Annotated in this window: 4 protein-coding genes; 2 read left to right on the top strand and 2 right to left on the bottom strand. The window is 53.5% G+C overall.

All coding sequences use genetic code 11. The features are described 5' to 3' along the window. Window positions 1-5: 5 nt before the first annotated feature. Together ACQKDS_RS05585 and ACQKDS_RS05580 are read right to left on the bottom strand one after the other, a co-directional pair. Window positions 6-1,310: a flavin-containing monooxygenase gene (locus tag ACQKDS_RS05585; protein ID WP_399666294.1), complete on the bottom strand. Its 1,305-nt coding sequence runs from the start codon at window positions 1,308-1,310 to the stop codon at window positions 6-8. Between the two features lie 74 nt (window positions 1,311-1,384). After that, a complete protein-coding gene (locus ACQKDS_RS05580) occupies window positions 1,385-12,343 on the bottom strand; it encodes an FkbM family methyltransferase (RefSeq protein WP_399666297.1) in 10,959 nt (3,652 codons plus the stop codon). A 976-nt stretch (window positions 12,344-13,319) separates the two neighbouring features. Here ACQKDS_RS05580 and ACQKDS_RS05575 point away from each other — a divergent pair. Together ACQKDS_RS05575 and ACQKDS_RS05570 are read left to right on the top strand one after the other, a co-directional pair. Then, entirely contained in the window at window positions 13,320-13,571 is a 252-nt protein-coding gene (locus tag ACQKDS_RS05575; RefSeq protein ID WP_399666300.1) for an acyl carrier protein, read from the top strand. Between the two features lie 66 nt (window positions 13,572-13,637). Then, on the top strand, window positions 13,638-14,894 hold the full coding sequence (locus ACQKDS_RS05570; protein ID WP_399666302.1) for a beta-ketoacyl synthase N-terminal-like domain-containing protein: 1,257 nt from the start codon (window positions 13,638-13,640) through the stop codon (window positions 14,892-14,894). The last annotated feature ends 25 nt before the right edge of the window (window positions 14,895-14,919 follow it).

The raw sequence follows: 14,919 nt of genomic DNA, 5'->3' as shown, positions 1-14,919 counted from the left end.
CGCCTCTACCTTCTGTTGAGTACTTCACGGTACTGCGCCAGTAACTTAAGGAACTTCCAGAGATCGACTTCCCACTGATGCCGGAAAGATCCGATGTAATAGTTCTGCCCCAGATCGGGGTTTTGCTCTTTTTTCATTCGGGTAAAATCGTGCAGCCCTTGAGACTGAGCGAAATAAGCCTTGAGGTAATCCACTACGAACAAACCGTGAGAACGGGCGGAAACCCCCAGGCCCGTAGCGGAGTTGATATAACCGACAAAAAGCAGGTTATTAAAGTTTTTGGGAACGATGTGTAAGAAACAGTCTGGAATGCCGTTCTTCATATCCAGATATTTGTTGTCCAGGAAGGGGAAGCGGCGGTTATATCCTGTCGCATAAATAAGGGTATCGACCTCAACCTGCGAACCGTCTTCGAATATCACGGTATTACCGCGAAACTCGCTCACGTCTCCCTTGGGCTGGATATCGCCGTGGCCAATAAAATAGAGCAGTTGAGAGTTCATGATCGGATGGGAGGCATCCAACGGATAATCCGGCTTCTTTAAACCGAAATCCGTACCGTCGTAACTGGCGAGCTTGAAAACCTGTTGTATATAAGCCAGCGTTTCTTCGCGAGTGTTAAATTTATTCCCCAACCCTTCCATCCATCTTGGGGTTGGCATGCCGTTGATAAACTTGGGCTGATAGTAGTAACCGCGCCGCGTGCTATGGTAGACCGCCTGGCAATGATGAACTGCGTCGACCGCGATGTCGCAGCCGGAGTTGCCGGCGCCAATGATCAAGACCCGCTTGCCCTTGATACGCTCCGGCGTCCGGTAATCGATCGAATGCATGATATCGCCGGTGAAATGGCCACGATAAGCCGATTCAGGATAGCGGGCCTCTCGTTGCATGCCGTTGCTGACCAGAACAAAAGAATAAAACTTTCTTTCCCCCGTCGATAACTCAACCTGCCAACCCTTATCCTGCGGTTCAATACGGGTGACGGCGACATTGAAATGGGCTTTCTCATAGACCCCAAAGGTGCGCGCGTAATGGCAGATATATTGATGCATCAGTTTATGGTTGGGATAATGAGGGTAATCTTCCGGCATGGGGAAATCCGGATATTGGGTATTGACCTTCGGGGAGATCAGATGCAATGACGGATAGGTGCGGCCACAGCGGCTGTCAGCATTCCATACGCCGCCAAAGTCGGATTCGGCTTCATACAGGTCATAATCAATGCCGCCCTGGTTCAACTCTTTACCGAGGCTGACCCCATAAGGGCCGCCACCGATAATGCATACTCGTTTTCCTTGTACATCCATCAATGACATCACCTCTTTCAACGGGCTGGCAAAACCGTACGGGTTATTCGGTCAGTAATCAGTGTTCTGCGCGATCAGGGTTCGGACGATTCAAGGGTGAGCAAGGCCTCTTCCCTCACCATTTTCAAGTTGCTGAGCCGCAGGCAAAGCGCGCCCGATTCGTCGTACACGCTCAGGTCATATCCGGGGAGATCGCCGGTGATCACCAAAGACGCATGTTCCGCAGGCGCGGGTGAAATGCAGACCGTCGCGCGCTCTGGAACCGGCTTATAAGTCATGATCGAATCCAGCGAGAACGGGTACCACTGTCCATGCGCCGGGGTTTGAGGATGACAATAATGGTTTAACGCTGAGAGCAGCTGCCAGCAGGCGGTCAGCAGCGCCGGCCGTTGCGCAAAGGCGCTGAGTCGCGCCAGTAACTGTGTGCCGTCAAAACACATTTTTTCGGCCACCGCGTGCTTGTGTAACCCGCTTTCATCGATTGTCCGTTTGATTTGCTGCGCCGCCGGCTGGTGATGAGGCGCTTCCAGCCGGGCTTCTAGCGCCTGCAGATCCTGCACATGGCTGCCTACGCCGGCGGATGCGTTCAGGGCGACCTGGCCAAAATGATGAGTCACGGATTGATGCGTTTTCTCGGTCACGCACTGGAAATAGAGACCGTCATCCTCGCGGGCGAAATAGGTTTGAATATTGCCATCTACAGCGTCCTGTACGCTGGCCGGTTGTCCCCACAGCAGATAATTCAGTTCGGCCGTATGCCCGCGGGCGGATGACTCGCAGGCGCTCAGCACCTGTTCCAGCAACCATAATCCGGGGAGGCGGCCTTGCGGAGACATTGCGCCTGCCGCCAGCAGGTTCTCATAAGCGGTGAAATCCATCGGTGCGTCATGCATTTGCGCAAGCGTACCGGAAACGGGCGCCGCGTCTGCCGGCGCGCCCAGAGTACCCTCGGCAGGCACGGTGAGCAGATCGACCCAGTAGCGTTCACGGGCAAACGGATACGTCGGCAGAGACACTTTTCGAGGGCTGAGTGCCGACGTCCCCTTTAGATAGAGAATATCCCAATCGATATTGACGCCTTTGACCCATATCTCGAGGAGTTTGGCAAACTTGCCCTTGGCGGCCCAGGCTTGCACCAGGCCATGCATATCGTCATCGACGTTAAAGAGCGACAACACATCGCTCTGTGATTTGCTCTTGCCTCGGAAGATCGGATCGTGGGTTTGCTGCTCGCCGTCGAGCGCGGCTGCAAGCTGGCTTTGCAACTCATCAAGCGTGTGCGCGACAAATCCTAACCGCTCACTCATCGCTTCACGCCCGGTTTGCAGGGTATAAGCCAGTGAGTGCAGGTAGGCATCCGCTCCTCCGGCCTGGCCTTCTTGCGTTCGCATCCGGTCAGCCTGTTCACGTACATGAGCCAACAAATTGACGGCGCTTTGCCTGAGCTGCGCGTCGTTTTTCGCCGACAAGACGATCAGCGCCGGTTCGCGCGTGGCGGGTTGTCCGGTAACGATGGAGGGCGCATCCTCGCTTGAGAACTGTTCAATCACCAGGTGGGCATTGGTGCCGCTAAAGCCGAACGAACTTACGGCCGCCTGACGGCGGTGCCCCGCTGCCACGCTCCAATCCCGAAGCTCCCGGTTGACGTAAAAGGGTGAGCCGTCCAGCGCAATGTGTTCATTAAGCGCCTGATGCTGCAACATGGGCGGTATCTGGCGATTCTTCATCGCCAGCAACACCTTAAGCACCGAGGCGACCCCGGCGGCTCTCAGGGTATGACCGATATTGCTTTTCACCGAGCCCAATGCGCAGTAATTCGCTTGGCGGGTAAATTGCGCGAAGCTCTGCTTTAAACCTGCAACTTCAACGGGATCGCCCAACTTGGTGCCCGTCCCGTGAGCTTCTACGTATTGAATGCGCTCAGGATCGATCCCAAAGCGGGTGTATACCTTCTGCTCCAAGCGCGACTGCGCGTTGCCGTTCGGAGCCGTGATACCGTTGCTTTTGCCATCCTGATTGACACCCCATCCTCTGATCACGCCATGAATGACGTCCCGAGCTTCAATCGCCTCTTCAAGGCGTTTTAGCAGCACCACGCCCACGCCTTCTCCAGGAACAAAGCCATTGGCACGCTGATCAAAGGTAAAGCAGCGCCCATCTTCCGACAGCATTCCGGCTTTGCTGGTCATGATGTGCATGCTTGGGCCGGCCAATACGCAAACCCCACCGGCCAACGCCAGATCGCAATTGCCCAGCACTAAACTGTCACAGGCCGAGGCCATCGCCACCAAAGAGGATGAGCAGGCGGTATCGATAGCCAGACTTGGCCCTTGCAAATTCAGGTGGTAGGCGATTCTCGCGGCGAGAATCGACGCGGCATTTCCCATAAAGGTTTGCGCATTGAGTTCCATGCCAAAGCGCGCTTCATAGTCACCCTCGCCGCATCCGACGAAAACGCCGCATCGGCTGCCGGACAAATCGGCAGGGTTGTACCCCGAGTCTTCTATGCAGCCCCAACAGGCTTCAAGAAATACCCGCTGCTGCGGATCCATCAGTTCGGCTTCGCGAGGAGAAATATTGAAGAACAGCGGATCAAACTTGTCGGCATCGTCCAGTACCCCCATCCATTTGGAGTAGGTTTTTCCGGGTGCTTGAGGGTTAGCGTCAAAGAACGCCGTTACCGGCCAGCGTTCGGCAGGCACTTCTGAAATACAGTCGACGCCGGCGCGCAAATTCTCCCAGAACTGCTGCAAATTCTTCGCTTTCGGGAACTGGCCGGACATACCGACGATAGCAATCGCCTGACCTGCGGCAGACGCCGGTTCTGGCGCCGCCGGCGAATCTGCATGCGGGGTGCGGTGCTCTTCCGGCCTCGCAGCCGGCAGCGGCGCCTCATGCCATTGCGCCGTCGGTTCTGTCGACGTCTGGCTTAGCGGCACCGTCGCCACGGCATAGCGCTGCACCAGCGCGGCGAACTCTTGCAGCGTAGGATAGCTGTATATTTCCGCTGCATTCAGTGCCAGGCCGAAGTGCTGGTTGATTTTTCGGATCCAGGTGACGCCGGTTATCGAATCCAGACCCAAATCAACAAAAGCGATGTCAGGATCAATCGCCTGCGCTTTAATTTGCAGTTCTTGAGACAGCGTTTGGCTTAAAAACGCCAGCACGTTGGCTGACCGGGTTTCCACATGGCCGGCACGGTCTGCTGCTAGGCTGTCGGCGGACAGCGCCGGCAAGACGTCCGCGGCCTTATTCGATTTAACAGCATGATGGTCAGCCACGACAGCACTGAGGTCCGCTTTATCGATCACCAGCGCGGTGAAGAGTTTCAGATTGGGGTAACTGTAAATGTCGGCGGCGTTGAGCGTCAGCCCGTATTCCGCATTGACTTTTCTAACCCAGGTGACGCCGGTAATCGAATCCAGCCCAAGGTCGACAAAAGACTGCTCGCTTTCAACGTGCTCGGCTTTGATTTGCAATTCTTCGGTCAGCATCCGCCGCAGGAGAACATAAACTTTATCAAACAACGCCTGAGGTGCGTCTTGCGAGGGCTGCCCGGCACCGACGGAATGCGCTGCATTCACCATCAACGCATTCGCGCCTTGCTGTGGAGCGATCGATTCCGGCTGCTTGGCGCCCAGGTTAAAATGCTGTTGGATACGCGATAACACCTCTGGATTGCCGACAAAAGTCCGTTCATGCATCCGAAGCTCCTGCGCGTAGTTCGCTTCGACGCGATCTCGCAAAGGCTGCGAGCGTTGCGTTTTCCAGGCAACCAGCTCAGCTCGCGATTTCTGGGCGACCGCACTGGCGGCAGCCAGCGCAAAGGGCAACACCCGGGCGCGTTCAAGCACCGGATTTTTGAGCCCGCGTTGCAGGAACTCATCCCCTTTATACTCACCGGCGGTAAACAGCACTTCCCTAGCGAGATCCAGGCCCAGCCTGCTGGGAAGGATCAGCGTCGCCCCTGCTCCCGGGGTAAACCCGTAACGCATATACGGGCTGTAATAGACGCTTTCCAGACTGAAGATCGCCTCATCGCAAAACATGCCGACGGCCCATCCCGGACCAATGCCATGCCCTTGCATCGCGGCGATGACCGGAATTTCACATTCTAACGGCAAGGCGAAGATTTTTTCGTCGGTGAACTTCGCTTCGCCTTTCTGGATCGCCTGCAGCGTTTCCAGCGTGCCGCCGCTGGCAAAATAGTGATCATATCCGGTTAGCACCACCACTTTATAAACGTGATGTTGACGGATATGAGTAAAGATCTCTTCAAAACCGGCCACGAAGGCTTTCGAGAACTTATTACGGCTTTCACGCTCACATAACCGAACCAACAGCACGCCATTGTCATAAGCTTCCGCCTCGATAACCGTGGAACTGAGCGCCACTTTGTGCGGCTGGCCAGACGGCGCTGGCAATTGACCGTTTTCGAACGCCTGCACCCCATTTTCCGGCAGTAACGGAGCAGAAACCGCGGCGTCTGGCGTAAACGCGATCGGGTTATCTGCCGATGCGGCAGACAGTTCAACCAGCGTAGCCGCCAAATGCTGCTTCAATTGAACCAGCGCTTCTCTGGGCGCTTTCGCCAGCTCCCGCGCCAGTTTCAGTCCTTCCGCGGCAACCTCTGCCGACGGGAAAACCGGCATCAGCATCCCCAAGGTTTTCAACTGTCGACCCTCCCTCTGCCGCGTGTCGGTCAGCAAAGCCTGAGCCGCAGCTGGCGCAAAACGCTCGCTCAGCAGGTGATACAACGGCTGCGATACCCGTTGATCGCGGCTGGCGTAGTGATAGCGGGCCGTTGCGCTCAACACGGCAAAATCGCACAGGCAGGCGAGCAACCAGGCATACCCTTTGCAATCACCAGGCACGACAGCGATCACAGGAAACGGCATCATCAGCACGGTACGGTAGAGCGCTTGCTGTAAAAACAGCTCATGGTCATGCTCAAGATCGGTAAGGAAGCCATGCTCATCCCCGCAGAGCAACAGAACGCTGATGTCCGTGCGGCGTTTTAACGCCGTCAATATGTGGGAAAGATGATTGGCCGAAACCCCGTCGGCACCCTGGAGGCGCAGCGAGAATATGCCCTGGCCTTCATCCGTTAGCGGGATGGAGGCTATCTCAGCCTGCGAATCCGCCGACTGGAAGGTTTGCAAGGCGGCCAACACCCGCTTGCCCGGCGTGTTTTCAGTCAAGGGAGCGGCCGTGACTGCCGATGAGACATCGGCCGCAGATATCGTTCCGGCATCGCTCAGGGCATATGGCATGGCGCGGGTTTGGTTTTCGGGCAGCCAGTACCGTTCTTGTTCAAAAGGATAACGCGGCAGGTTGGCCACGCGTTGGCGTACCGCCGGATACCAAGCAGACCAGTCAATTTGCCGCCCTTCCAGCCACTGCCCGGCCAGCCCTCTCAGGTCGCGTTGCTGCATGGCGCGGTCGATTTCCGCCTGCTGCTCCGCGCTGTTGCCTCTATTCCGCTCGCCTTGCGCCACGGCGGCGGTGAGATAAGTTTGCTCAAACGCATGCCGGTTGAGGTAGTCCTCCAGCCCCGAGAGCATCTCCGCCTCACTTTTTCCGGCAACCGCCAGACGATGGCCCAAGGATTCTCGGCCAAGTTGCAACGTATAAGCGATATCCTTTAATTCGCCGAGAGTCAGCGGCGAGTGTTGCTGAACATACGTTTTCAGTTGTTGAGCCAGCAGGTGCAATTGTGCTTCACTTCTGGCGGAAAGCAACAACAAGGCGGGTTCGGGATCCAGCGCATTAAGCTGTTTTGTTGGTGCCCCTTCGTCACTCGCAGGACTAAACTCTTCAAGCACCATATGCACATTGGTCCCGCTAAAACCGAAAGAGCTCACTGCGGCTATCCGTTTGCCCTGAGCGTTCGGCTGCCAATCCTGAACCTGGGTATTGACGACAAAAGGCGTTTCTTCAAAGGGGATCAGCGGGTTCGGTTTGTCATAGTTGGCGCTGGGAGGCAACTTGCGATGTTTGAAAGACAGCAATAGCTTGATCAACGCGCTGACCCCAGACGCATGAACACAATGTCCGATGTTGCTTTTGACCGAACCAATGGCGCAAAAGCCGGCGCGTTGAGTTTGCTTGCGGAAGGCATCCGTCAGGGCGGTTATCTCTATCGGATCACCCAGTTTGGTTCCGGTGCCGTGGGCCTCGATATAGGTCAGTTCATCGGCGCTGAGATTCAGCTCATCGTAAACCTGACAAATCAATTCGGTCTGCGAACGGCTGCTCGGCGCAGTGATCCCGTTGGTTTTGCCATCCTGGTTCATGGCGGATCCTTTGATCACGCTATAAATTGGATCTTTATCGGTAATGGCATCCTGAAGACGCTTCAGGACAACAACGCCGACCGCTTCTCCCGGAACAAAACCGTCGGCCCGATGATCGAAAGGTTTACAGCGCCCATCGGCCGACAACATACCGGCCTTCGCGCATAAAATATGAAAGTTGACGGTAGTATGAATTGACACGCCGCCGGCGATCGCCATTTCGACCGCGCCGCTTCTCAAGCTTTCACAGGCCAAATGCACTGCGGCCAAAGACGACGAAGACGCGGTATCGATCGCCATCGCCGGGCCTTTCATATCCATAAAGTAAGCGATACGCGCCGCCAGAATCGACGAATCGTTCCCCATGAATGAAGAAGCGTCTAACGGAACACCATAGCGCCGCAGATTAGCTTGGTAATCGCCGGCATCCGCGCCGGCATAAACGCCCCACTTCTTGTTTTTGATGTCTCGGTTGGCATATCCCGCATCTTCCAGCGCGTGCCAGCTTTCCTGCAGGAACAGGCGTTGCTGAGGATCCATCTGTTTGGCTTCTTTACCGGAAATACCAAAGAAAGACGCGTCAAACTTATCAATGTCCTCGATAAAACCGCCCCAGCGACCGTAAGTTTTATTCGGTTTGGAACGATCTTCATCGTAATAGGCCGCAATATCCCAGCGTTCTACCGGCACGTCAGAAATGCAGTTACCGCTAGCCAGCAACATCGACCAGAACTCGTCAACGTTCGCAATGCCGGGGAAGCGCGCAGACATGCCAATGACGGCGATATCCCCGCCGTATTGGGCCTTTTCGCCGGCATCATTTGCGTTTTTTCGGTTTTGATTCACCGGCGCCCTGGCGCGACGGCCCGCATCATCTGCAGGCACAACGTTTGGTTGCATACGTGCCACAATGGCAGAGCGATAATTTGCCAGCAGATAACGGCGCAAATCACTGACACAGCCGTAATCGAAGATCACGGTGCTGGGTAGCTTGATCAAGAAAGTGGCGTTCAATTTGACCGCTAGGTTAATGGCGGCGAAGGAGTCGACGCCATACTCGGAAAAAGCTTTGGTCTCGTCGATATCAACCTTTGCCTTCAGGCATTCATGCAGGCTCTGCTCAATTGCAGTATCGATGAAATGCAAAACGGCATCGTTGTCGATGTTGTCTGGCTGGTGCACTGTAATCGGTGGGCATGCCCGTTCGGTTTGAGACAGCGAGAGCCGGCCGTGCTGTTCGGCAATCTGCTGCATTTGCCGCGTATCATGTGATTGCCCGTACGGAAGAGAGGCTGTCTCCTGCGCAGAAGGCGCATTGTCACTCGCTGAATCAATAGCCTGAGGCGAAGGAGTAAATGCCAGTTCGGCCAAGGCGGCGGCCGGTGCGGAATACGCCCAACTACCGGACGACTCCTGCACCATTACTGGAATGCCGCGCAGGAATTTTTCCGCCGGCTGGTTTTTATCATTGGCTGCAAAGTGGATCGCCACGGTGTGCTTCTTCCGTTCCAGAGCGGTACGCCCCAGCGCATTCAACACCTGATATTCAACACCGCGTCCCAGCACGCGGCAACTGAGCAACAGACCATCCACGGACAACGCGTGTTCGTGTTCGGAAAACAGGCACAGGCCGCAGATACCGTAATCGCCAAAGCGATCGGAAACGCGGATGCTCCAACACCCCTGCTCAGGATGCTGAATGCGGGAAAGGATATCGTCGGCGGAGTAAGGCGTTTTAACAAGGTTGAACTGGTTGGTGCGGAGTGTCAGCTGAGACAGCCTTTCCGCCTGATCCGGCGTTGCCGGCTGGAGGGCGACATCAAGGCCAAGCCCGTGAATGAACGTCTCCATGCTGAATGCACTTTGGCGGAATGCTTCACGCTGGACTTGCACCTGATAAAGATGGGTGCGTTTTGCATCCTCATCTGTCGTGCGGCTCAGGTGATCAAAGGCCCATACATGCGCCAGGAATCCGGGAATAGCGTCGCTATTCTCCGGCAATCGCAAACTGAGCACCTGCGGGCAATGCGCAGAGACCTCGGCGCATTCAATCGGACTGTCATCAAGAAAAACAAAGCTATCCAAACTCAGATTCAGCATTTTTGCCAGACGTTGCAAATTGTCAGATTTGGCGTTCCAGTTGATTTGCACATCAACAAAGTCATCCCATTGCAAAACCATGTCGTCACGGCTGTCGAAGACCTGCTTGACATCTTCCTTGTCATTCTTGCTCACCAGGCATAGCAGCATTCCCCGCTCTTTTTGGCGCAACATAAACTGCTGTAATGCGCGGAAATTCGCATCGATAGTGACGCCCGCGGCGCCCTGTTCGCCGACTACGCCAGACCACAGCGTGTTATCGCAATCCAGGGCGATCACTTTATAAGGCGGGCGCCGATTGGCATGGGTATGGCGTACGAGAACGGAAGCTATTACCTCGAAAAACGCGGGCGCATAGGGAATATGCCCCATTTCATCACGCACATCATCGTGATAGTCGGTGACACCATAAGCCTGCAGCTGATGATTCAGGTCAATACAGCGTATCTTCGCCTTATCGCCCTGTATGCGATGCATCATCTGAGCGACTTGCGTTAACAAGGCGGTGGAAAACCGCTCACGCATTGCGGGGGAAGGCGGGCAAAGCACGAAGAGCGTCGGGCCTTTACGACGGTGAGGTTGCTCTCCGACCAGGGTCATCAGATCGTTAAAGTTATCGTAGACGCCTTGTTCGAAGGGGGACAAACGCGGCACATTGTCAGCCTGAACTGCCGGACGTCTGGCATAAAAGTTAGCAAGCCCGGAAGACTTAAGCATATCTTCTTCCACTACCGCCAGCTCATAGCCTTTATCACGCAGCAGCCGGGCGATGTTGTCTGCCGTAGTCCCTTCTTTATCATGAACTTCGACTACGATCTGGCGAATATTCGGCCAGACATCATCAGCAATGCTGCTTAAAATGTCCCATTCACATTTTTCCGCGTCGACCTTCAACAGATCGATAGTCTTTATATGATGCTCTTGCATGATGCTGGCCAATGAACGCATCGGTACTTGATAAGTTTGTTTTTGCAGACGTTCGCCGATCATCGCATCCAAATGTTCGCGAATAACTTCACCGTCCATGGCGCCAAGGTGCTTGGCCACCTCATTTTCCATGGATTTTTTCAACGCTTCGCCATCTTCCGCGTCATCGGTATGGAACCCGGACCACACTGAAGAGTTGGGGTAAAAAACAAATTCGGCTTCACCATCTTTGTCGGCAATGCCCACTTGCAACGCTTTCGCTTCAGGCGCATAGAGTGCAAGATTCTTGCGAAGAATGGCGTGGGAGATCGGTGACGGTTCGCAAGAAAAAATACGTAAATCAGGACATTGAGTTGTAGCAAACAGGGAAAACATGCCGATGTTGCCGCCAATATCAACGACCACATCCCCTGGCGCAAAGGAAATACCGTGTTTCACGTATGTTTTCTCTACGAAAATTTCTTCGTACAGATAGCGAGTTTCATAGGGCTTCAGATGCGCGATCTCCATACCGTTAGGCAGGACGAAACGCTCGCAATCCGTTAAATGATGATTGATTTGTTCCGGTGAAACCTGAGGGACGCCATTTTTCCCTGTAGTGGGCGCTTGCGCCGCATCATTGGCGATCAGATCTTCTAATCGACACAGAATCGCATTTACACCTGTGGCGTTTGTCGCCAGCAAACTCTGCGGACTGAGCAGCTCCTGATAAACCTGATTGTACGGCGCAAACTTGATGCGATCATGCCAGTTCAGTTGGGAGAACCACGTTTGCAGAGGCTCAACGATCGGTTCTGCCGTAAAGGTGGCGGCGATCGCCCATGTTTGCCCCGCATCCATTGGCGTGGCGGCAAGCACTCCCTGTTCACCCTGCCCGCCTTTATGGTATGTCCGTATATGCAAGCCTTTCATTTCCACCAGTATGTCCCCAGATTCACTGACTATCAGCACGTCGAAAATCCCCTTGTCAGGCGAGTGTGAAGACGCCAGCCTTGGGATGGAAAAAACATCGCACTTTTCCGTTAATGGCTTGTAAATCAATATATTGTCTAACGAGAAAGGGACATAAACTTGCCCAGGGAAGTCACCCCACAGGGTTTTTCCGGCGCCAAGCAAAACCGTTTGTATTGCGGCGTCGAGAATGTAGGGGGAAGGAAGGCCCGTCAGGCTTTCTTCATCCGCATCTGCACAGATCTGGCCCCAAAAAAGCGTTCGGTTGCAGTGCAGCGCATGCAAACACTGAAAATTGCCCCGGTAATCGAGGCCGGCAGACAGAAACTGGCGGTAAATGTCATCACGGGTCAGCCTATGGGTGAAGGTTTGCGCTGTGATATCGGGCAGTGGAAATACGGAGCGTGCGGGCCTTTCGTTTGCTTCGACAGCGTTAAGATCGAATGACACTACGCCCGTCGCATGGCGCTTTGTCGCCTTGCCCGGCACCTTTGACGTAACCCAGTAAGTTTTATCACCGTCTTCTTCGCCAAAAACAATATTCACCTCGCAGGCCCCCATATCCAGGGGCATCGGCGAGAACCAGACTGCATTTTTTATCTGCATAGGGTAAATGCCGGTGGCATTATTAGCGTCGTTATTATTCAATAATGATGACGCAACAAAATGAACATATCCCATCGCCGGCAGAATAGGTTCATTTAATACCACATGCCCAGAAACAATAAGACTGCTGTCACTTAACCTGTACGCCGACATCACGACCCCTTCACCAATATGCATTAATATTTGGGTTAACTTTGGAAGGATTTTTCACTTAAAGTTCAATTTCAATATATTCAGAACCGAATAACTATAACCAAAACTTAAAATGAAACAGCGAGCTGCTGCGTAAAAATTATTTCAGTTAGTTTCATTATTAACATTTAATTAGTTTTTCTTAATAAAAACAGGAGTGTAAATATTAAGCCAATCTAAATATTTTTAACATACAACCCCGACTGACAAGCTCCCACCAGTATCGAGGGGTGTTGATGAAACGAACAGCGCAATTGAGTCGGCAGGGATAATAACCGTCTTGTTCTTACGCCGCGGGGTGCGATGCGGACAGCGTAAAGACGCTTGCCGAGAATGCATTTCCGCATGGTCAAGAAAGATACCTACGGAACGGCTGAGTAACGCGTGCCGCATAAAAAATATCAGAATAAAAACCACAATAAATTGATTTAAAATAAAAAAATAACACCAACATTGCACCTTTCGTTGCCCGATCACCCTGACGGGTATCGAATGCCAAAGAGCGTACGCGGCGAGAAACACGATAACGGGCGCCCGCAGCATGGTTCTGACAGTTGGCGTTGCGATGAGCCTGTTTCCTCCTGTGGGCAACTATCCGTCAGGCAGGCCGTGCCGTGAAAACATCTGTATTAGATACAAAAATGCGCAAAAAACAGGCGATCTCGGCAGGTTACGATACTGTAAAAAAATTGATAAATACTAATTGACACTCCTTTACCCTCCCTGATATAAGGTTGCACACAAAGCGAAAAGTTAAGTGTCCTTCATGGTTGATCTTTATTAATCCCTCAGGGTTAATAAAGGGAAAGCGGTTTTTAGATCGAGATTCATTATCAGAGAATGATTAACTCTGATGTTGTTCTTTGGCATTAAAATTAAGAAAATCCATTCTCATTCATGTTAATTCATACTCACCCATACAAGTAAGGAGTAGCGTATGAGCCCAAAGAGTAAAGAAGACATATTCAACATCATCGTAAAAAACCTATTGGAAACCTTGCCGCACCTTGACGCCGGTGATATTAAACAAGAACACAGCATGCGAGATTTAGGCGCCAACTCAATTGACCGTGCGGATATTCTCCTTTCCAGCATGGAAGCTATTGATGTCATATTCCCGCTCCACGAAGCCGCCTCTCTAAAAAACATCGGTGAGTTAGCCAGTTTCCTGCACGCCAAAGCGCAGTAACCATTTCATTTGCATATGCTGTTCTGTTGCATAAATGCACATTCAGTAAAGTAAGACCGGGGGCGTATGATGAACCATGTCGTTGTGACCGGCTTAGGCGTTTCTGCTGCCAATGGAATTGGAATACCCGCCTTTACCCAATCTCTGAAATCAGGCATCAGCGGCGTTAAGTGTCATATCAATGAATTTCCTGCAATCAAGGCCAGCCTGGCGGACTACAGTTACAAAACCGCACTGGCATCTTTACCCCTCTCACAGGACACACTGAATCATGCGCTGCGCCTGGGCGCCAAAGCGCCGCTAAGCGCCCATTTATCGCTCGCAACCGCGCTTGAAGCCTGGCATGACGCCTTCGCCGACGGGTGTCCCTATCCTCCCGACCAACGAGGGGTCATCATTGCCGGGCATAACATCGAACAAAAGTATCAATATCAAATCCGTCAGTCTTATGTTGAACGCCCCGAGTTTGTTCCCGCCAGCCATGCGCTGTGCTTTATGGATACTAACCAACTGGCGCTGCTCAGCGAACTTTTAACCCTCCGCGGAGAAGGCTATACCGTGGGTGGAGCGTCTGCCAGCGGCAACACCGGTCTTCTCCACGCCTACCGGCAAATCGCTTCAGGGGTTACGCAGGCTTGTCTGGTCGTCGGCGCGATGGCGGATTTGTCACCGCCGGAAATACAGGCTTTCAAAAACAGCGGTGCCTTGCTGACTGAAGGCGACGCATTCGATGCCGCGCGGCTTTGCCGCCCTTTTGACCTTAATCGGCAAGGTTTTGTCTATGGCCAAGGCTGCGCCTGCCTGTTGCTCGAAAATGAGCAAAGCGCCAATGAACGCAATGCGCCGATTTGGGGGCGCGTGCTTGGCGGCAGCCTCTGCCTGGATGCCAATCGCGGTAGCAATCCAAGCAGTGAAGGTGAGTCGCGCGCGATGCGCCAGGCGCTTCTGGCGGCGAATCGCCCTTATGACTCGGTCAATTACATCAATACTCACGGCACCAGTTCATTGCAGGGAGATGAAACTGAAATTGCCGCCATCAAGCACGCCTTTGGCCCCTATCATCGGCAAATTTGGCTAAACTCCACCAAAAGCCTCACGGGGCATTGCCTGTACGCCGCCGCCGCCGTGGAAGCGGCCGCCACGTTGATACAGATGAAAGAACACTTCCTGCATCCGAATTTGAATCTGGAAAACCCCATCGACAATGACTGCCGTTTTGTCGGGCAACAGGCTCAAAGCCAGCCGATCGCCATCGCATTGAATAATGCTTTCGGTTTCGGTGGCATTAATACCTGCGTTGTGTTGGAACATGTCAGCCAATAACGGCGTAAACCTCCCATGTAACCTC

The sequence above is a fragment of the Serratia sp. NPDC078593 genome (assembly GCF_050268245.1).
Lineage (GTDB): Bacteria > Pseudomonadota > Gammaproteobacteria > Enterobacterales > Enterobacteriaceae > JBNNGK01.
This window is presented reverse-complemented; position numbering and strand designations above follow the sequence as displayed.

What these genes read in the sequence shown, in the direction of transcription:
- ACQKDS_RS05575 (WP_399666300.1), top strand. Translation starts at nt 13,320, where the DNA reads ATGAGCCCAAAGAGTAAAGAAGACATATTCAACATCATCGTAAAAAAC.
- ACQKDS_RS05580 (WP_399666297.1), bottom strand. Translation starts at nt 12,343, where the DNA reads ATGTCGGCGTACAGGTTAAGTGACAGCAGTCTTATTGTTTCTGGGCAT.
- ACQKDS_RS05570 (WP_399666302.1), top strand. Translation starts at nt 13,638, where the DNA reads ATGATGAACCATGTCGTTGTGACCGGCTTAGGCGTTTCTGCTGCCAAT.
- ACQKDS_RS05585 (WP_399666294.1), bottom strand. Translation starts at nt 1,310, where the DNA reads ATGGATGTACAAGGAAAACGAGTATGCATTATCGGTGGCGGCCCTTAT.